Source organism: Streptomyces sp. TBY4, assembly GCF_024213195.1.
Lineage (GTDB): Bacteria > Actinomycetota > Actinomycetes > Streptomycetales > Streptomycetaceae > Streptomyces.
The window spans coordinates 14,617-34,532 of sequence record NZ_JANAVF010000001.1 but is presented as its reverse complement, the minus strand read 5'-3'; the positions used below and the strand labels follow the sequence as shown (position 1 = coordinate 34,532).

General features: G+C 72.1%; 12 protein-coding genes and 1 pseudogene. 9 read left to right on the top strand and 4 right to left on the bottom strand.

Annotated features, from left to right (window positions below; all coding sequences use genetic code 11):
• Positions 1–24 precede the first annotated feature (24 nt).
• Complete coding sequence (locus NLX94_RS00140; protein WP_254380409.1) at positions 25–1,587, bottom strand: S8 family peptidase; 1,563 nt, start codon at positions 1,585–1,587, stop codon at positions 25–27.
• Between the two features lie 192 nt (positions 1,588–1,779).
• On the opposite strand from NLX94_RS00140, the gene malX reads away from it, so the two are divergent.
• The 5 genes and pseudogenes from malX (at position 1,780) to NLX94_RS00115 (ending at position 9,079) form a co-directional block, all read left to right on the top strand.
• Complete coding sequence (malX, locus tag NLX94_RS00135) at positions 1,780–3,375, top strand: maltose/glucose-specific PTS transporter subunit IIBC (protein ID WP_254380408.1); 1,596 nt, start codon at positions 1,780–1,782, stop codon at positions 3,373–3,375.
• A 4-nt stretch (positions 3,376–3,379) separates the two neighbouring features.
• Positions 3,380–4,609, top strand: coding sequence for a MalY/PatB family protein (locus NLX94_RS00130; protein WP_254380407.1), 1,230 nt, complete (start codon positions 3,380–3,382; stop codon positions 4,607–4,609).
• A gap of 473 nt (positions 4,610–5,082) precedes the next feature.
• Positions 5,083–5,895, top strand: a pseudogene (locus tag NLX94_RS00125) (SigB/SigF/SigG family RNA polymerase sigma factor); the annotation flags it as partial.
• A gap of 305 nt (positions 5,896–6,200) precedes the next feature.
• Complete coding sequence (locus tag NLX94_RS00120; RefSeq protein ID WP_308402343.1) at positions 6,201–7,274, top strand: glycine betaine/L-proline ABC transporter ATP-binding protein; 1,074 nt, start codon at positions 6,201–6,203, stop codon at positions 7,272–7,274.
• Positions 7,274–9,079 (top strand): ABC transporter permease/substrate binding protein, encoded by a 1,806-nt coding sequence (locus tag NLX94_RS00115; RefSeq protein WP_254380406.1) that lies wholly within the window; start codon positions 7,274–7,276, stop codon positions 9,077–9,079. Before NLX94_RS00120 ends, NLX94_RS00115 begins: the two co-directional genes overlap by 1 nt.
• 75 nt (positions 9,080–9,154) lie before the next feature.
• On the opposite strand, the gene NLX94_RS00110 is transcribed toward NLX94_RS00115, so the two are convergent.
• Complete coding sequence (locus NLX94_RS00110; RefSeq protein ID WP_254380405.1) at positions 9,155–11,368, bottom strand: MMPL family transporter; 2,214 nt, start codon at positions 11,366–11,368, stop codon at positions 9,155–9,157.
• Between the two features lie 206 nt (positions 11,369–11,574).
• On the opposite strand from NLX94_RS00110, the gene NLX94_RS00105 reads away from it, so the two are divergent.
• The 3 genes from NLX94_RS00105 to NLX94_RS00095 all read left to right on the top strand — a co-directional run bounded on the left by NLX94_RS00105 (position 11,575) and on the right by NLX94_RS00095 (position 13,871).
• The gene (locus NLX94_RS00105; protein WP_254380404.1) at positions 11,575–12,768 is read left to right on the top strand and encodes a sensor histidine kinase; all 1,194 of its coding nucleotides are present in this window, start codon (positions 11,575–11,577) and stop codon (positions 12,766–12,768) included.
• Entirely contained in the window at positions 12,765–13,433 is a 669-nt protein-coding gene (locus NLX94_RS00100; protein ID WP_254380403.1) for a response regulator transcription factor, read from the top strand. Before NLX94_RS00105 ends, NLX94_RS00100 begins: the two co-directional genes overlap by 4 nt.
• Before the next feature lie 162 nt (positions 13,434–13,595).
• Positions 13,596–13,871 carry a hypothetical protein gene (locus tag NLX94_RS00095; protein ID WP_254380402.1) on the top strand — a complete coding sequence of 92 codons (276 nt, stop codon included), beginning with the start codon at positions 13,596–13,598 and terminating at the stop codon, positions 13,869–13,871.
• Here the strand turns inward: NLX94_RS00095 and NLX94_RS00090 are convergent.
• The gene (locus NLX94_RS00090; RefSeq protein WP_254380401.1) at positions 13,843–14,958 is read right to left on the bottom strand and encodes an esterase family protein; all 1,116 of its coding nucleotides are present in this window, start codon (positions 14,956–14,958) and stop codon (positions 13,843–13,845) included. The two genes, NLX94_RS00095 and NLX94_RS00090, sit on opposite strands and share 29 nt — an antisense overlap.
• A gap of 147 nt (positions 14,959–15,105) precedes the next feature.
• Positions 15,106–16,440 (bottom strand): chloride channel protein, encoded by a 1,335-nt coding sequence (locus NLX94_RS00085; RefSeq protein ID WP_254380400.1) that lies wholly within the window; start codon positions 16,438–16,440, stop codon positions 15,106–15,108.
• 236 nt (positions 16,441–16,676) lie between these two features.
• On the opposite strand from NLX94_RS00085, the gene NLX94_RS00075 reads away from it, so the two are divergent.
• Positions 16,677–19,877: a TIM-barrel domain-containing protein gene (locus NLX94_RS00075; RefSeq protein WP_302168619.1), complete on the top strand. Its 3,201-nt coding sequence runs from the start codon at positions 16,677–16,679 to the stop codon at positions 19,875–19,877.
• Positions 19,878–19,916 lie beyond the last annotated feature (39 nt).

Sequence of the window (19,916 nt, the reverse complement as noted above, 5' to 3'; positions counted from 1 at the left end):
GCGCGCCGCCGCAGGCCGTTCAGGTCAGAACCGCAGGGCCCACGAGCTCAGATAGCCGGTGTCCCCGGTGAAGGCGTCGTACACGCGCAGCCGCCACACGCCGGCCGCCTTCTCCGAGGAGGCGTTCACCGAGTACAGCGCGGTGAGGTTGGTCTCTCCCCAGCCCGTCCACTCGTCCTTGAGGGGGTAGGCCGTCCCGTCGGGTGCGAGCAGGTCGATCCGCAGGTCCCCGGAAGCGGCGTGCTTGACGAACACCTCCACCTCCAGCGCTGCGGGAGCGTTGCCCGAGACCCCGCTGACCGTGAGCGGGGACCTGATCGTCTGCTTGTCCCCGATCGTGTAGTCCTTGAGGTTGGCGAAGCGCGGGCCGGGCACCTTGTTCGGCGCGTTGCCCATGTAGAGGGCGCGGTCCGGGGAGCCCGTCCCGCGTCCGAGCACCGCACCGGTGGTGGCCTTGTTCTTCAGATAGGTCGCCACCTGGGCCGGGGTGGAGGTGCGGTTGAGGGACAGGTAGCGCGCCGCCGCGCCCGCCACGTGCGGGGAGGCCATCGAGGTGCCCGACATCTCGGTGCTCCAGTCGCCACCCAGGTAGGACGCCGAGGTGATGTTGTCGCCGGGGGCGAACAGGTCGACCAGAGAACCGTAGTTGGAGTACGAGGAGCGCGCGTCGTGCTCGCTCGTCGCCCCGACCGTCAGCGCCTGGGAGACCCGGGCCGGCGAATGCGTGGAGGCGTCCTTGTTCTGGTTGCCGGCGGCCACCACGTAGGTGATGCCGGAGGCGATGGATTTCCGGACGGCCGCGTCCAGCACGCTGTCCGGGTCACCGCCCAGGCTCATGTTCGCCACGGCCGGCTTCACGGCGTTCCGGGTCACCCAGTCGATGCCGGCGATCACCTGCGCGTAGGTGCCCGAACCGTTCTCGTCGAGGACCCGGACGGCCACCAGCTTCGTCTTCTTGGCCACTCCGAAGGTGGTGCCCGCGACCGTCCCGGCCACGTGCGTGCCGTGCCCGTGCAGGTCGTCGGCCACGCGGTCCTCGTCGATCGCGTCGTAGCCGTACCTGGCCCGCCCGCCGAAGTCCTGGTGGCTGATGTTGATCCCGGTGTCGAGGATGTAGGCGGTCACGCCCGTACCGGCCGAGGACTCGTACGCGTAGGAATTGTTGAGCGGCTGCCTGCGCTGGCCGAGCCGGTCCAGGCCCCAGGACGGCGGGTTCGGCTGGGTGGTGTCGAGGCTCACCTTCCGGTTCTGCGCGACCGTTTCCACGGCCGGGTCGGCGGCGAGCCGACGCGCCTGGGCCTCGGTCATCTTCACGGAGAAGCCGTTGACGGCCGAGTCGTACGTCAGGCCCACCGTGCCGCCGAACCGTTCGATCACGGCCCGGCCCTGCGCGGTACGGGACCCCGCGCGCGCCGGGTCCAGCAGGACGAGGTAGCTGCCCGCGACGGCTCCGGGTGCTCCGGCGTACAGGACCTCGCCCTCCGGCGGGCCGGCGGCCGAGGCCGTGGTGTCCACCCCGAGCGCGAGCGCCGAGGCGAGTGCGAAAGCGGTTCCGTACCGCCGCAGTAAACGTGATCGCATGATCATGAAATGGGACCCCCCTGAGTCGTCCGCTCAGAGTGCTCCCTTCACAACCTCCGCACAAGAGCCCCGCACGGGCCCGCGCGAGGGGAATCGGGCCCGCGCGATTGGGGTCCTTCTCCTCTTAGCTCCACCCGTTCACAGAACGGAATCTTTATGTGCGACCCACCCCTCCGCACACGGACGAAAGATCCCCCCATGCAGAAGACCAAGGCAGCGCTCTGGGAGTTCCTCCAGGGCCTGGGCAAGACCTTCATGCTGCCCGTGGCGCTCCTCGCCTTCTGCGGCATCATGCTGGGCGTAGGCTCCTCGCTCTCCAGCCCGGCCGTCCTGCGGAACCTCTCCTTCCTGGACCACGAACCCGTCCAGCTGGCGTTCACCTGGATGTCCAACACCGGGCTGGTGGCCTTCAAGTTCCTCCCGGTCCTCTTCGCAATGGCGATTCCGCTCGGCCTGGCACGCGAGGACAAGGGGGTCGCCGCCTTCTCCGGCTTCGTCGGCTTCGCCTCCATGAACCTCGCCGTCAACTTCTTCCTCACCACGCGCGGCGTGGACTTCGAGGACAAGGGCGAGATCGCGCACTACGGCATCGCCGACGTGCTCGGCGTGAAGTCCATCGACACCGGACTGCTCGGCGCGGTCGCCGTCGGCGTCATCGTGGCCCTGCTGCACAAGCGCTACCGCACCAAGCGGATGCCCGACGCGCTCGCCTTCTTCGGCGGGCTGCGCTTCGTCCCGATCGTCTCCGCCCTGGTCATGAGCATCGTCGGACTCCTCGTCCCGCTGGTCTGGCCGACCCTCGGAAGCGGGATCGCCTCCGTCGGCACGGGCATCGCCCACGCGGGAGTCTTCGGGCCCTTCTTCTTCGGCATGGGCGAGGTGCTGCTGCGGCCCATAGGCCTGCACCACATCCTCGTCGCGCTGTTCCGCTTCACCGACGCCGGCGGCGCAGGGACGGTCTGCGGGGAGCACGTCAGCGGGGCCCTGAACCTCTTCTACGCCCAGCTCTCCTGCTCCACCCCCTCGGGCGCGGCACACACCGCGACCCAGTTCCTGTCCCAGGGCAAGATGGCCGCGTACCTCGGCGGGCTGCCGGGCGCGGCCCTCGCCATGTACCACTGCGCCAAGCGCGCCATGCGCCCGGAGATCAAGGCGCTGCTCATCTCCGGTGTCGTCGCCTGCGTGGTCGGCGGGGTCACCGAGCCGCTCGAGTTCCTCTTCCTCTTCATCGCCCCGTGGCTCTACCTGATCCACGCGGTCCTGGTGGGCCTCGGCTTCCTGGTCTCCGCCGTCCTCGGCGTCTACATCGGCAACACCGACGGCAACATCATCGACCTGCTGGTCTTCGGAGTCCTCCAGGGCACGACCACCAAGTGGTACCTGGTCCCGGTGATCGCCGCGATCTGGTTCGCCGTGTACTACTTCCTCTTCCGCTGGGCGATCACCAGGTTCGACCTGAAGACCCCCGGGCGCGACGACGAGCCCACCGGCCCCGGTACGGCGCAGGACACCGCCGACGCGGGCGCCCCCGAGGCCGAGCTCGTCGCCGGCAAGTACGACCCGGTCGCCATCCTCGAGGCCCTCGGCGGCCCGGCCAACATCCACGCGCTCGACAACTGCATCACCCGCCTGCGGATGACGGTCGGCGACGCCGCCCTGCTGGACGACGCCCGGCTGAAGAAGCTCGGAGCCATCGCCGTGGTCCGGCTCGACGCACACAACGTGCAGGTCATCATCGGCCCCCAGGTGCAGTCCGTGAAGGACGCCCTGGCCGAGCTCACCCCGGTCGGCTGAACCGATGGAAACCTACGACTTCGACACGGCCGTCGACCGGCACGGCACCTGGTGCACCCAGTGGGACTACGTCGAGGACCGCTTCGGGACCCCGGACCTGCTCCCCTTCACGATCTCCGACATGGACTTCGAGACCGCCCCCGAGGTGCTCGCCGCCCTGCGCGGCCGCCTGGAGCACGGGGTCCTCGGCTACTCCCGCTGGCGCCACGAGGACTTCCTCTCCGCGGTCCGGCACTGGTACGCCACCCGCTACGGCACCGCCGTCGAGCAGGACCGCATCGCCTACGCCCCCGCCGTCCTCTACCAGGTCGGCCGGATCCTGGACCTCTGGTCCTCGCCCGGCGACGGGGTCGTGGTCCACACCCCGGCCTACGACGCCTTCCCGCGCCTGATCGAGGCCCGCGGCCGGGAGCTGCGCGGGGTCCCGCTGCACGACGGGGACGCCCTGGAGCGGGAGTTGGCCCGCCCCGGCACCCGCGTGCTGCTGCTGTGTTCCCCGCACAACCCGACCGGGCACGTGTGGAGCGAGGCCGAGCTGGAGCGGATGGCCGGGCTGTGCGAGCGGTACGGGGTCGCGGTGATCAGCGACGAGATCCACTCCGATCTCGCGCACGCCCCGTACCGGCACCGCCCCTGGGCGCTGCACGGCCGGCCCGGCGGACGCTGGGCCATCGTGACCTCCGCCTCGAAGTCCTTCAACATCCCGGCCCTGACCGGTAGTTACGGAATCTTCGGCGACGCGGAGTCCTGCGCCCGCTACCTCACCCTCCTCAAGGACGCCGACGGACTGTCCTCCCCGGCGGTCCTCTCCGTGGCCGGGCACATCGCCGCCTACCGCGAGGGCGGGCCGTGGCTCGACGCGCTCACCGCGTACGTCCGCGGGAACCTGGACATGGTCGGGGAGCGGCTGGCAGGGGCCTTCCCCGAGCTCGGCTGGCAGCCCCCGAGGGCCGGCTACCTCGCCTGGATCGATCTCCGGCCCCTCGGAGTTCCCGACGAGGTGCTCCAACGTGAGCTGATTCATACCGAGAAGGTGGCGATCATGCCGGGAACCGCCTACGGGCCCGAGGGCGCGGGGTTCGTGCGCCTCAACGTGGGCTGCCCGCGCTCCAAGGCGGAGGCCGGGACCGAGGCCCTGATCCGGGCGCTCCGCAGAACCGCGGGCACCCCCGCCGGAGCCCCTCGCGAAGCCACTGCCGGATTCGCCACCGGGCACGCCACCGAAGGGAATTGACCGTTCGGCCGAGGGAGCCGTGGCCGTACGGCCGATGTGCTACCGGAACGGAGCCCTGCCGCAAATGCGGCCGGGCTCCGGCTGGTTGATCACGGAGCGGGAGGACTGGGGAACGGATCCGGAACCGGTTAGGGTGAACGCCCATCAAGGTCATGCGCCGCAAGCCGACCAGCCCAAGGAGCGACCCCGTGCCGATGCCCGCCCCGTTCTCCCATACCGCCGGCCCCCTGCCCGGTCCCCGCACCGGCTCCCTGCCCGGCTCCGTTCCCGGCCCCCGCACCGGCTCCCTGCCCGGCGCCGTCGCCGGTCCCCGTACCGGCTCCGTTGCCGGTGCCAGTGCCCTGCCCGGTCCCCGTACCGGTCGCCGCGCCGGCCCCTGCGCCGGCCGGCTCGCCGGCCCCGTCCCGGGGTCCGGCCCCGGTCCCGGACCCGGCACTGAGCTTGCCGCCACCGCCGCGGAGCCCGCCGCCACCGTGCTCCCGCCCCGGATCGCGGAGCCCCGCGAGGTGGCACCGGCGGACGCGCGCGAGCTGACGAGACTCTTCTTCCGCCGGCTCCACGAGCTGGAGGAGGGCACCCCCGAGTACCGGTACGTCCGCGAGACCCTCATCGAGATGAACTGCTCGCTCGTCCGGTTCGCGATGCGCCCCTTCCGCGGCCGCGGGGACGGGGGCGACCTGGAGGACCTCCTCCAGGTCGGCACCATCGGCCTGATCAAGGCCATCGACCGGTTCGACCCGGCCCGCGAGGTGGAGTTCGCCTCCCTCGCGATGCCGTACATCACCGGGGAGATCAAGCGGCACTTCCGGGACACCAGTTGGGCGGTCCGCGTACCGCGCCGGCTCCAGGAACTGCGCATCGACCTGGCAAAGGCGAAGGAGGAGCTGACCGCGCTCCTCGACCGGCCGCCGACGGTCCGGGACCTCGCCGCGCACCTCTCGCTCACCGAGGAGGAGGTCATCGAGGGGCTCGTCGCCGCCAACGGCCACACCAGCGGCTCCCTCGACGCCCCGGGGTCCGAATACACCGACGGCCGCACCGAGGGCCACAGCCTCGCCGAGACCATGGGGGCCGAGGAGCCGGCGCTGGAGCGCGTCGAGGACATCCAGACCCTGGCGCCGCTGCTGGAACGCCTCAGCGAGCGCGAGCGCCGCATGCTGTCGATGCGCTTCGGCGAGGAGCTCACCCAGGCCCAGATCGGCGCCGCCCTCGGCATCTCGCAGATGCAGGTCTCGCGCCTCCTGACCCGGGTGCTCGCCCATCTGCGGGCCTCCATGCTCGCCGACCCGGAGGGGCCCGGAGCCGGGGCGTCAGCCGTGCCCGCAGCCGTTTCGGCAACCGGGTCCGGACCACAAACGGAATCCGTGTCCACGGGCGCGGTCGAGGGCACGGACAGCGGCACGCCGCACGTGACATGACTCACTTCACCGTTTGCAAGGGTTAAGCCAGGGCAGGAGCGCTGCTGGAACGGACCCGTCCCCCCGGCCACAGCGGCCGGGGCCCGGGTGACGGGCGGATCCCGTCGCGCTCCACGGCCCGCCGGCCGCACGCACGCCGGTGGGCCGTTTCCGGTACGACCCTTGAGGTGTATGTGTCCACGCTCATAGCCGAGCACGTGTACAAGGTGTTCGGCAAAGGACCCGACAACGGCGCGGCCGTGGCGAAGGCGGTCCGCGCGCTCGAAAGCGGCGAGACCGACCGCGACGAGCTGCGCGCCGAAGGAACGACGGCGGCGGTGATCGACGCCTCGTTCCGCGTCGAGCCCGGCCAGATCTTCGTCGTCATGGGTCTGTCGGGCTCGGGCAAGTCCACCTTGCTGCGCATGCTCAACGGCCTCCTGGAGCCCACCGCGGGCCGCATCCTCTTCGACGGCGAGGACCTCACGGCCCTCTCGCCGGCAGAGATGCGCCGCGTGCGCTCCACCAGGATCAGCATGGTCTTCCAGCACTTCGCCCTGTTCCCGCACCGCGACGTGCTGGAGAACGCCGGCTACGGCCTGGAGGTCCAGGGCGTCCCCCGGGCCGAGCGCGACCGGAGGGCCGCCGAAGCGCTGGCCCTCTGCGGGCTCGGCGGCTGGGAGAAGTCCTGGCCCGACGAGCTCTCCGGCGGCATGCAGCAGCGCGTCGGCCTCGCCCGCGCCCTGGCCACCGACGCCGACCTGCTGCTGATGGACGAGTCCTTCAGCGCGCTCGACCCGCTGATCCGCCGCGACATGCAGGACCAGCTCCTCGAACTCCAGAAGAGCCTGGGCAAGACCATCGTGTTCATCACCCACGACCTCAACGAGGCCATGCGGCTCGGCGACTCCATCGCCGTCATGCGCGACGGCCGCATCGTCCAGCAGGGCACGGCCGAGGACATCCTCACCCGCCCCGCCGACGACTACGTCGCCTCCTTCATCCAGGACGTGGACCGCTCGCGGGTGCTGACGGCCGACGCCGTCATGACCGGTGACCCCGGCGGCCGGCCCGGCTGCGGCTGCCCCACGGTCTCCGCCGGCACCCCGCTCGCCGACGTGTGCGCCGTCAGCGCCCGCGTCCCGCACGCCGTCGCCGTCACCGCAGAGGACGGCTCCGTCGTGGGCCGCGTCCCGCAGGGCCGCCTCGTCGCCTTCATCGGCGACGAACGGCGCGCCGCCCTGGACTGCACGGAGGTGGCCGCCTGATGCCCCGCCTGAACCTCGGCGCCTGGGTCGACAGCGGTGTCGACTTCCTCCAGAGCCACCTGTCCTGGCTGTTCGACGCCATCGCCTCGCTCGTCACCGGGCTCTACGACGGCATCGAAACCGTCCTGTCCGCGCCGAACCCGCTGCTGCTGGCCGGTGTCCTCGCCGTCGCCGCCTGGTGGCTGCGCGGACTGCTCGCCGCCCTGCTCGCCTTCGCCGGCTTCGCCCTGGTCGACTCCGTCGCCCTGTGGCCCGAGGCCATGTCCACGCTCGCGCTGGTCCTGGTCGCCACCCTGGTCACCCTGGTCTTCGCGATCCCGCTCGGCATCTGGGCCTCGCGCTCCGACCGGGTCAGCGCCGCCCTGAAGCCCGTCCTGGACTTCATGCAGACCATGCCGGCCATGGTCTACCTCATCCCCGGCATCATCTTCTTCGGGGTCGGCGTGGTGCCCGGCATCATCGCCACCATCATCTTCTCGCTGGCGCCCGGCGTCCGGATGACCGAGCTCGGCATCCGCCAGGTGGACCCCGAACTCGTCGAAGCCGCCGACGCCTTCGGCACCACCCCGCGCAACACCCTCGTACGGGTCCAGCTCCCGCTGGCGCTGCCCACGATCATGGCGGGCATCAACCAGGTCATCATGCTCGGCCTGTCCATGGTGGTCATCGCCGGCATGGTCGGCGGCGGCGGCCTCGGCGGCGCCGTCTACCGGGCCATCGGCAGCGTGGACATCGGCCTCGGCTTCGAGGCCGGCATCTCCATCGTCATCCTCGCCATGTACCTGGACCGGATGACCGGAGCGCTGGGCCGCCAGGTCTCCCCGCTCGGCCGCCGCGCCCTCGCCAAGGCGCGCTCCGCCGCCACCGGCTCCGCCAAGGTGTGGAGCCACCGCCCGCAGCCCGTCTTCGCCGTGGCCTCGGCCGTGGTGCTGTCCCTGGTCGCGGGCGGCCTCGGCATCTTCGGCGACTCCGGAAAGTCCCACGTCAACGCCGTCGGAGGGGCCGGGGTCGAGAACACCGGCAAGGGCCGCAAGATCAGCATCGGCTACATCCCGTGGGACGAGGGCATCGCCTCCACCTTCCTCTGGAAGGAGCTCCTGGAGCGCCGCGGGTACCAGGTCGAGGCCAAGCAGCTGGAGCTCGGCGCGCTCTACACCGGGCTCGCGGGCGGGCAGGTCGACTTCCAGACCGACGCCTGGCTCCCGTCGACGCAGGCCGAGTACTGGAAGAAGTACGGCAACAAGCTCGACGACCTCGGCTCCTGGTTCGGTCCCACCTCGATCGAGCTGGCCGTCCCCTCCTACATGAAGGACGTGAAGACCCTCGCCGACCTGAAGGGCAAGGCGGGCGAGTTCAAGGGCCGGATCATCGGCATCGAGCCCAGCGCCGGCGCGATGGGCCTCCTCAAGGACAAGGTGCTGCCCCAGTACGGGCTCGACGGCGAGTACAAGGTCGTCGACGGATCGACCCCGGGCATGCTCGCCGAGCTCAAGCGGGCCTACGAGAAGAAGGAGCCCGTCGCGGTCGTCCTCTGGTCGCCGCACTGGGCGTACGCCTCCTACGAGCTGACGAAGCTCGCCGATCCGCAGGGCGCCTGGGGCACGGGCGACGGCATCCACAACGTCGCCCGCAAGGGGTTCGCCGCCGACGAGCCGAAGGTCGCCCAGTGGCTGAGCTCCTTCAAGCTGACGGAGGCCCAGCTGACCGGCCTGGAGGCCAGGATCCAGGAATCCGGCAAGGGCAAGGAGCAGGAGGCCGTCCGCGGCTGGCTGGCCGAACACCCCGAGGTCGCCAAACTGGCGTGAGCCCGCGGGGGCCGGCGCGCGCAGCCCGTCCTACGGAGCTGCGCGCGCCGGCCCCCGCCCGGCCCGGCCGGCGGCTCAGCCGGTCATGACCCGCTCCGGCTCCCGCTGCCCGCCGCCGTCCGGCACCGGCCCGCCGGAAGCCGGGCGCTGCCTCAGCGGCCACCACAGGGACCAGCCCAGGAGCGCGGCCAGGGCCGGCACCAGCACGATCGACAGCACGAACGCGGAGAGCAGGATCCCGAGCCCCGTGGCGAAGCCGACCTGCTGGGTCGCGGAGCCCGGACTCGCCGCCAGGCTCCCGAAGGAGAGCGCCAGCACCAGGCCCGCGGTCGCGATGGCGGGCGCCGTGTGGCGCACGGCCCTGGCCACCGCCGCACGCGCCGGACCGGGACGGTCCATCTCCTCCCTGATCCGGTCGGTGATCAGGATGTTGTAGTCGGTCCCCAGCGCGACCACGAACAGGAACAGCACCAGCGGCAGCGAGAAGTCCACGCCCGGCCGGCCCGCCCCGTGCTGGAACACCAGCGTCGCCGCACCCAGGGTCGCCGCGAAGCCCAGACCCACCGAGAGCATCAGGACCACCGGCGCGAGCAGGCTCCGCAGCAGCAGGAACAGGATCAGCGCGATCAGGGCCGCAGCCACCGGGAAGACCACCTTCAGGTCCTTGTCCACCGCGGACGCGATGTCGGAGAAGACCGCCGCCGTACCGCCCACATGCGCCTCCGTACCGCTCGGCCGGTGCGCGGCCACCGCCTCCCGGACCGGTCCGGAGACCAGGTCGCGGGCCTCCTGCCCGTGCGGATCGGCGGTCGGGAACAGATCGATGCGGGCCGCCCGGCGGTCCTCGCTCAGCACCGTCGGCGCCACCCGGCCCACCCCGTCGACCGAAGCCAGTGCGCGGGAGAGCCCGCCGAGACGCTCGGCCGTCAGCGTGCCCCCGTCGGTGGCGGTCACGAACACGCCGGCCGGATCCGACACCCCGGCGGGCAGCGCGCGGGCGATCTCGGCCGCCGTCGCCGCCGAAGCCGTACGGTCCCCGCCCGGGCTGCTCTGCCCGTAGTCCACCCGCATCCCGGCCATGCCCGCGGCCAGCGCGCCCAGCAGGGCCACCGAGGCGAGCACCAGGGCCAGCGGCCGCCGCGCCACCAGGGCGCCCGTCCGGGCGGCCACGCCCTCGCGGGGCTCCCGCTCCAGCGCCCGGGAGGGCCAGAACATCCTGCGGCCGGTGACGGCGAGGAGGGCCGGCATCAGGGTCAGGCTGCCGAGCAGCATCACCAGGACGGACACCGCGATGGCCGGGCCCAGTACCCGGAACTGGCCGAAGGTGGCCACCGCGAGGGTGGAGAACGCGGCGACGATGGTCAGCGCCGCACACGTGATCGCCGTACCGACCCGGCCGGCGACCTCGGCGGCCGCGGCCCGGCCCGACTGCTCCGGGTGCCGGCGCAACTGCTCGCGGAAGCGGAAGAGCAGGAAGAGGAAGTAGTCGATGCCGATGCCCACCAGCACCACACTGATCAACTGGGGCGTGGACGCGTCGAGTTCGATCCCGGTCAGCAGTGCGACGCCGACCACGGCCCCGGCCGCCGCGCCGCCGATGATGGTGACGGCGACCAGCGGCAGCAGCGCCGCCAGAACGCTGCGGAACACCAGCACGTGCAACAGGACGATCACCGCGAGCATCGCGGCGCCCACGATCTTCGACCGGGTCTCGTCCGCGTCCACGGTGTCCACGGTGTCCGCGAGCCCGGCGGTGAACCCGGTCCGCAGACCCGCCTGCTCGAACTCGGCCCGAGTGTGGTCCCGGAACGCCCGGTACAGGTCCTGCATCCCGGGATCCATGGGATTGCCGGTCAACTCGACCGAGAGCAGCCGGAAGCTCCGGTCCGGGGCCGTCATCGCCGGGCTGATCCGGGGCTGCTGGGACCGGTCCTGCGCCAGGAAGGACGGAGTGTCCTTGGGCTTCGGCATGGCGATCCGCCGCCCGGCCAGCTCCGCCGCCCCCGCGTCGATCCGCCGCTCGTCGGCGGCGGTCAGCGGAGCACCGTCGGCGCGGGCCACCAGCACGGTCAGCGGATTGGCATCGGGCTCGAGCCCGAAGTGCTCCTCGGCGACCTTGAGCGCGGCCGCCGAATCGTAGGAGTCCGGAAGGAACGCGCCGGTGCTCGTCTGCGTGGCACGGAAGACCAGGGCCTGGCCGAGGATGGTCAGGGCGATGCCCAGCACCGCCCAGAGGGCTATGACCTTCCACGGACTTCGGGTGGCGAAGGCGGTCAGGGCGCGGATCAAGGAGTCCTCCGTAACGGGAGCGGCGGCCGGGGGTTCCCGGCCCGCTCACCAGCTCATCAACGGCCGCGCCCCGAAACGTCGGGTCCCGGGAGGAGTTCGCACCCGGGACCGGGGACCGGTGGGGACCCCGGACCAGGACCCAGGTCCTGGTTCCCCCTCCTCCTCGGGGCCCGGGGTCCGGGCGCCGCCCGATGGGAAGATGGAGCATGCCGAAGATCAGACTGAACTGGACCCGCAACGACGCGCTCGTAGCCATCGCCGCCGTCGTCGTGGACCTGGTCGGCTACGCGCTGGGCGCGGCCGAGAACGGCCGGCCCCTCACGGTGTCCGCCCTCGTCCTCGTGGTCCTGACCGCGCCCTGCCTGCTGGCCCGGCGGGTCAGGCCGGTCGCCGTGCTCGGCGCCGTCCTCGCCCTCGGCCTCGCGCTGAACCTGGTCGCCTCCCAGGGCCCGCACTTCTCCGCGGCGGCGACCGTCGCCCTCTACTCCGTGGCCCGCGTGCGCGGCCCGGCGGTCACGGCGGCGGCCGCCCTGGCGGCCGTGCCGCTGACGGTGCTCGGCAGCGGCGAAGGCGAAGGCCTCGGCGTCGGTGCGACCACCGGATTCGGATTCGCGGGCCTGCTCGGCAACACGATCGCCGTCGTCCTCGTCGTCGCCGCCGCGCTGCTGACGCGCCGCTGGCAACAGGAGACCGAGGCCAGGCGCGTCCTCCTGGCCGAACGCGCGGTCGCCGAGGAGCGCCGCCGCATCGCCCGCGAACTCCACGACATCGTGGCGCACCACATCACCACCATGCAGCTGATGTCCGGCGGGGCCCGCGCCAACCTGGCCCGCGACCCGGAGACGGCCCGCGAAGCCCTGGTCACCCTGGAGGATTCCGGGCGGATGGCGCTGCGCGAGATGAGGCAGCTGCTCGACGTGCTCCGGGCGGGGGAGGAACCGGAACGCACCCCGCCGGCCCCGCAGCCCGGCACCGGAGACCTGGACCGGATCGTCGCCGAAGCCAGGCTCGGCGGCCTGGAGACCGGGTTCACCGTGGAGGGGCCGGTCCGCCCGCTGCCGCCGGCCCTCGGCCTGACGGTGTTCCGCATCGTGCAGGAGTCGCTGACCAACACCCGCAAGCACGCCGGCCGCGCCAAGGCCCACGTACGGCTGACGTACCGTCCGGACGAGGTGGGGGTGGAGGTCCGGGACGACGGCGCGGGGGAGCGGCCGCGGCCTTCGCGTACGGCTCCGGTTTCCGGCTACGGTCTGATCGGAATGCGAGAACGGGTCGCCCTGCAGGGCGGCACCCTGGAGGCGGCCGCGCTCGACGGCGGCGGATTCCGGGTGGCGGCGCGCCTGCCGGCGCCGCACGGTCCGGACGCGCCCGGGGGAGAAGGAGAGGAAGAACGCGGATGATCCGTGTGCTCATTGCCGACGACCAGCCGCTCGTCCGTCGCGGCCTGTCCCTGATCCTGGCCCCCGAGCCGGAGTTCGAGGTCGTCGGCGAGGCCGGGGACGGCGCCGAGGCGGTCGCCCTCGCGGAGCGGCTGCGCCCCGACGTGGTCGTCATGGACATCCGGATGCCAGTCCTGGACGGGGTCGAGGCCACCGGACAGCTGTCCGCACGGCTGCCGGATTGCCGGGTCCTGGCGCTGAGCACCTTCGACATGGACGAGTACGTGGTCGCGGCCCTGCGCGCCGGAGCCTACGGGTTCCTGCCCAAGGACGTCTCCCCGGAGGAGCTGACCGCCGCGATCCGCACCGTCCACACCGGTGAGGCGGCGGTGGCTCCGCGCCTGCTGACCCGGCTGATCTCCACGTACGTACGGGCCCCCGCGCGGCCCGCCCGGCAGCCGGTGGGGGTCCCGGCCGGACTCACCCCGCGGGAGCGGGAGATCTGGCGGCTGCTGGCCACCGGACTGGACAACGCGGAGATCGCCGCAGACCTGGACATCAGCGTCTCCACGGTCAAGAACCACATCACCGGCATCTTCGGCAAGCTGGGCGTGCGCGACCGGGCCCAAGCGGTCATCGCCGCCTACGAATCGGGCGTGGTGGCGGTCGCCGAGGGGCCGCGCTGAGCGCCAAGTCCGCGGGGAGGGGCGCCGGGAGCCCGGTCCGCCCGGGGCGCACACCTCTGACCTGCCGGAACATCGCCGGAACACTGGAGGATTCACCCGTGCGCGAAGGGGCAGGTCCATGGCACAGTGCGAGCAGCCCAACCGCACGACCAGGGAGTCTCCATGAGCGATCCGCAGGCCACGCAGCTCGCGACCGTCCCCGGGTGCCGGCCGGAGCAGAGCCGGCCGGATCCGTCGGGTCCGTCGGGCCGGCCCGGTCCGCTGCCGTGCTGCCCGGTGTGCGACGAAGCCCCGGAACGCATCTCCTGGCGGCAGCGTCCGGGGCAGCCGGTGGTGCTGGTCTTCGACCCCTGCGGGCACCGGCACGGCTCCCCGGCGGCGCCGGTGCTGGCCGTGAGCCCCGCGCCCGTCACGGGCTGGGGACGGGCCCTCGCATGAGCTTGCTGATCCACTGGATGAGCCCGCCGTCGTACATGCCGGGCACGTAGGTGTAGGCGTCGTGGCCGCCGCCCTCGTCGACGTGGAACTTCGTCTTCACGGGCCCCTTGCCGTAGTCCTTGATGAACTTCTCGATCGGCGGCCGGTTCTGCACGTCGCTGCCCTTGGTGCCGACCTGGAAGGCGAGGTCCACCTCGGGTCCGCCCCGGTCGATCAGCTTCTGCGCGAGCTCGGGCGGGCTGTTCTCCGCCTTCTCGGCGGGGTGGCCGTTCCACAGCCGGGAGTCGGGCACGATGTCGGGCCCGCCGGCGATCACCGCCCTGAACTGGTCGGGCTTCTGCAGCACCGCCTTGAGCCCGGCGAACCCGCCGGAGGAGCTGCCCATGAAGGCCCAGCCGTCGCGGGACCTGATCGTACGGAACGTCGCGCGGACCAGGTCGGGGACGTCCTCGGTGAGCCAGGTGCCCATCTTCGGCTGGCCGGGGATGTCGCTGCCGTCCCAGTACAGCCCGTCCTTGTCGGACGCCGGGTTCAGCACGGGCATGGCGAGGATGAAGGGGAGGCTGGCGCCCTCCTTCGACCACTTGGAGATGTCGGCCTCCAGCTTGAGGTTGCTCCCGCTCCAGTAGTTCTCGTTGAAACCGGGCCCGCCGGGCAGCGCGATCATCACGGGGAAGCCGCTGTGCGCGTACTTCGGGTCGTGGTACTGCGGCGGCACCCAGAGCCAGACCTTGCCGGTGAATCCGGACTTCTTCCCGGCGAGGGTGGTCACCATCACCTTGCTGCCGTCCTCCGGGATGGTGCCGGACACCTTCAGCTCGGGCTCCGGTCCGGTGGGCATCAGGGTCAGCGGGTCGCCCGGCGCGTCACCCGCCTTACCCCGGGCCGTGGCGGGCCGGTCGAGGTGCACCGTGTCGCCGGTGTCGTCGGACCAGGAGGAGTGGGTCACGAATCCGGTGGTGATGCCGGCCACGACCGTCAGCGGGACGGCCACCGCGATCCACCGCCGCAGGGACGGCCGGCCCTTGGGGCGCCGGTGGACCCGGCCCTGTCCGTCCTGCGCCTCCCGGCGTTTGCCCTGCTTCATCGTGCGTGACTCCTGAGCCCTGTGCGGAGGCGGCCGGTGTGGCTGCCGGGGAGTGAGAGCCCGCGAGGAAGGGAGGGGTTCGCCACCAAAGCGTATGAAAAGGGCAAAGAGCCGGTCAGGAGTCGCCGAGCCCGGGTGCCGGCGCGCTCAGGCGTCGGCGGGGGCGGGCTGGAGGTGGGCCGGGTCGGCGGGCCGCTGGCGGTCGATCAGAGTGGAGGCCAGGAGGGCGGTCACGGCGGAGATCACCAGCAGCGGCATCAGGGTGGCTGCCTCCTTGCCCAGCAGGGCGGCGGCCAGGACCACGCCGGTGACCGGGAGCCGGGTGCCGGCGACCCCGGCCGCGCAGATGCCGGCCGCCAGGGCGGGGGCCATGCCGAAGCCGGGAAGGCTGCCGAAGGCGATGCCGATCGAGGCCCCGATCATGATCGAGGGGAAGATGGGGCCGCCGCGGAGGCTGCCCAGGGCGATGCTCCAGCCGATCAGCTTGAAGACCGTGAGGGCCACCAGCGCGCCCACCGCCCAGGACGAGGGGTCGGCGGCCAGCTGCCCGACGGTGTTCTGGCCGGACAGCGCCACTTCCTCGGGGGAGCGTCCGGTGATCAGCGCGTAGCCGGTGACGCAGACGCCGACGGCCACCGCGCACAGGACGATCCGCTGCGCGGAGGTGCCCGTCCAGGCGTGGACGCGCAGGCCAGCGGACTTGCCCAGGGCGATGAGGACGCCGATCAGGGCGGCCATGGGGATGCCCCAGAGGAAGTCGCCCGCGTCGGGCAGGCCGGCGGCGGGTTCCTTGGGGAGGGTGAGCGCGCCGATGCCGAGGCCGGTCCAGTGTCCGAAGCCGGTGAAGACCAGGGCTCCGACCCCGCTGGAGACCAGGGCGGGCAGGATCAGGACGAACAGCCGGGGACCCCCGGCGACGAGGGCGGCTCCCTCCAGGATCATCACGACCGGGATCAGCGGGCTGCCGAAGATCGTGCTGATGGCGGCGGTGGATCCGGCCATGCCGAGCACGGTGGCCAGCTCGGGCTGGGCCGTGCGCTTGGCGGCGCGCAGGGTGAGCAGGGCGAGCCCGCTGCCGATGGCCATCAGGGGTGCCTCGGGTCCGAGCATCACGCCGAGGGGCAGGCAGGCCAGCGCGGCCAGGATCACGCTCGGCGTCTCGCGGGGCATGGTCGCCGGGCCGCCGAAGCCGTGGGCGGGGACGTGTCCGCCGCCGCCCGCCATCCGCGTGATGATCGGCGCGGCCAGCAGTCCGGCGAGGGTGAGCGTGGGCAGGCCCCACCACCACGGGGGGCGGTCGTAGCCGAGCAGGTCGGGTGCGGTGTGCCAGACCCAGTGCTGGAGCTCGTGCTCGAGGCTGACGAAGCCGAAGGCGAAAAGCGAGACGGGGATGCCGACGAGCGCCGAGAGCGCGAGCAGTCTCAGGGTCGCGGGCGCGAGGAGGAGCTGACGGAGCGATGCGGGCTGTTGAGCCTGTTCCATGGGTGCCGGGCCCTCCAGAAAAGTGCGCAGTTCGCTCCAGGGTCGGGGCGGGGAGCGGTTCGCGCAGGGCGGGTGGGCCATACGGGTGAGGGGCCGGCATGCGTGGACATGCTCAAAGATGCTCGGTGACAAGCCATTTCAATCATCTTCCTTCAAATGAGACCTCTCGAGCGCTATGTTGCCCGGTGCATGCCAAAAGGTGTGTCCGCAGTCCGGACCGCACGAGGAGCCGCCCCATGAGACTCATCAGCATCCGCAGAAGCCCACGGCGACGGCGCGCCCCGGCGGCCGCACTGCTCGCCGGACTCCTCGCCGTGTCCGGTCTGGCCACCGCCGGCTCCCTCACCTCACCGGCCTCGGCGGCCCCCTCGGCCCCGGCCCCCGCCACGGCGGGCAACGCCACCGGCCTCACCCAGTCCGGGAACACCTTCACCATCGCGACCTCCGGCGCGGCCAAGGTCCGGGTGGTCGTGGCCCGCGCCGACATCTTCCGGCTCTGGCTCTCGCCCGACGGCGCCTTCACCAACGACCCGGCCGGCACCGACCTCGCCCCCACCACCGACTTCGGCCCCGTGAGCGCCGCCTGGACCGACGCGGGCACGTACTACAAGATCACCACCGGATCCCTGACTATCCGGGCCAACAAGACCCCGCTCCAGTTCTCCGTCTACCGCGCCGACAACTCCACCCTCGTCTGGCAGGAGACGCAGCCCACCTCCTGGACCAGCAGCCAGACCACCCAGTACCTGGCGCGCGGGACGGACGAGCAGTTCTACGGAACGGGCCTGCGCCTGGGCGAATGGGCGCTGCGCGGCAAGACCGTCCCCATCGCCGTCGACAACAAGTGGCGCGAGAACAACAACGCCAGCCCCGCGCCCTTCTACGTGTCGACCAACCACTACGGCGTGATGCGCAACACCTGGGCCCCGGGCTCGTACGGCTTCAACGCCCCCACCACCCTCACCCACGACGAGAAGCGCTTCGACGCCTGGTACTTCACCGGCGACTCCCTCAAGACCGTCCTGGACGCCTACACCGACGTCAGCGGCAAGCCCTTCATGGCTCCCGCGTGGGGCTTCGAGCTCGGCAACGCCGACTGCTTCAACGCCTCCAACCCGGCCTACCAGGGCGACCACAACCGGCTCCGGCACCAGACCACCCCGGATGTCGTCGGCTACGCCACGGACGCCCGCGCCGCCGACATGCCCTCGGGCTGGTTCCTGCCCAACGACGGCTACGGCTGCGGCTACACCGCGCCCCTGAAGTCCACCGTCGACGCCCTGAAGGCCAAGGGCTTCCAGACCGGGCTGTGGACCTCCACCGGCCTCGGCAACATCAACGAGGAAGTGGGGACGGCCGGTTCGCGGGGCGTGAAGACCGACGTCGCCTGGATCGGCGGCGGTTACAAGACGGCCTTCGCAGGAGTCCAGCAGGCCGTCGACGGCATCGAGAAGAACTCCGACGCCCGCCGCTACGTCTGGACCGTCGACGGCTGGTCCGGCACCCAGCGCAACGCCGTCGTCTGGACCGGTGACACCAACGGCACCTGGGACGACATGCGCTGGCACGTCCCCGCCATCACCGGCGCGGGCCTCTCCGGCTTCAACTACGCCACCGGCGACGTCGACGGCATCTTCGCCGGCAGCCCCAAGACGTACGCCCGCGACCTCCAGTGGAAGGCCTTCACCCCGGCCTTCATGACCATGTCCGGCTGGGGCGCCACCGGTCCGTCGGCCGGCTACCAGGACAAGCAGCCCTGGCGGTTCGCGGAGCCGTACCTCTCGATCAACCGCAAGTACCTCCAGCTGAAGATGCGGCTCATGCCGTACCTGTACACGATGAGCCGGACCGCGCACGAGACCGGCGTCCCGAGCACCCGTGCCATGGTCCTGGAGTACCCCGAGGACCCGGTCGCGCGCGGCAACCTGACCAGCGGCCAGTTCATGGCCGGCGACTCCTTCCTCGTCGCGCCCGTGGTCTCCGACACCGCCGTGCGCGACGGCATCTACCTCCCGGCAGGCACCTGGACGGACTACTGGACGGGCAGGACCTACGCCGGACCGGGCTGGCTCAACGGCTACCAGGCCCCGCTCGACACCCTGCCCCTCTTCGTCAAGGGCGGCGCCATCGTCCCGATGTGGCCGCAGATGAACTACACGGGGGAGAAGCCCGTCTCCACCCTCACCTACGACATCCACCCGCGCGGCAACACCTCCTTCAGCCTCTACGAGGACGACGGCATCACCCGCGCCCACCAGAGCGGAGCCTTCGCCCGCCAGCAGGTCGACGTCACCGCCCCCGCGTCCGGCTCCGGCACGGTCACCGTGTCCGTCTCCGCTCCGGCCGGCAGCTACACCGGCAAACCGGCCTCGCGCGGCTACGAGTTCAGCCTCCACGTGGCCACCGCCCCCACCGCGCTCACCGTGGACGGCGCCGCCCTGACCCGGCTGAGCAGCAAGGCCGCCTACGAAGCGGCGACGACGGGCTGGTTCTTCGACGCCGCCGACCGCGGCGGCATCCTGTGGACCAAGACCGGTACGAAGTCGGCCGCGTTCAGCGTCTCGGCCACCGGCACCTCCGTCCCGGCCGCCGACCCCATCCCGGTCACCTCCAGCCCCGTCCCGCAGTCGGCGTGGACCCTGGTCTCCGCCGACAGCCAGGAGACCGCGAGCGAGAACGGCGCCGCCCGCAATGCCTTCGACGGGAACGGCGGGACCATCTGGCACACCGCCTGGTCCGGCGGCAACCCGGCCGCGCTCCCGCACGAGATCCAGATCGACCTCGGAGCCCGGTACACGGCCGACGGTCTGGGCTACCTGCCCCGCCAGGACGGCGGGGTCAACGGCCGGATCGGCGGCTACGAGGTGTACGTCTCGGACACCACCACCGACTGGGGATCCCCCGTGGCCACCGGCACCTTCGCCGACACCGCGGCCCTCAAGTCGGTCCCCCTCTCCGCGAAGGCGGGCCGCTACCTCAGGCTGAAGGCACTGACCGAGGCCGGCGGCCGCGGCCCCTGGACCAGCGCCGCCGAGATCACCCTCACCGGCCGCCCGACCCCGCTGCCGGCGGCCGCCACCCTGGTCAACGGGGCCTCGGCCAGCTGCATGGACCTCCCGGGCAGCGCCACCACCCCCGGCACCCAGCCCACCCTGTACAGCTGCCACGGGGGACCCAACCAGCGCTGGACCCTGCAGGGCGACGGCCGGCTGACCGGCCTCGGCGGAGTCTGCCTGGACGCCGCCACCGCCACCGCCGTCGCGATCCGGACCTGCGACGGCAGCCCGGGCCAGAGCTGGCAGACCGGCCCGGACGGCAGCCTGCGCAACTCCGGCCAGTGCCTGACCCCGGCCGGCTCCGCCACCGCCAACGGCACCCGGCTCACCCGGGTCGCCTGCGCCTCCACACCGGCCCAGCGCTGGACCTTCACCCCCTGACCGGTACCGCTCGCATTCCGCGGAGCCCGGCCCGGCATT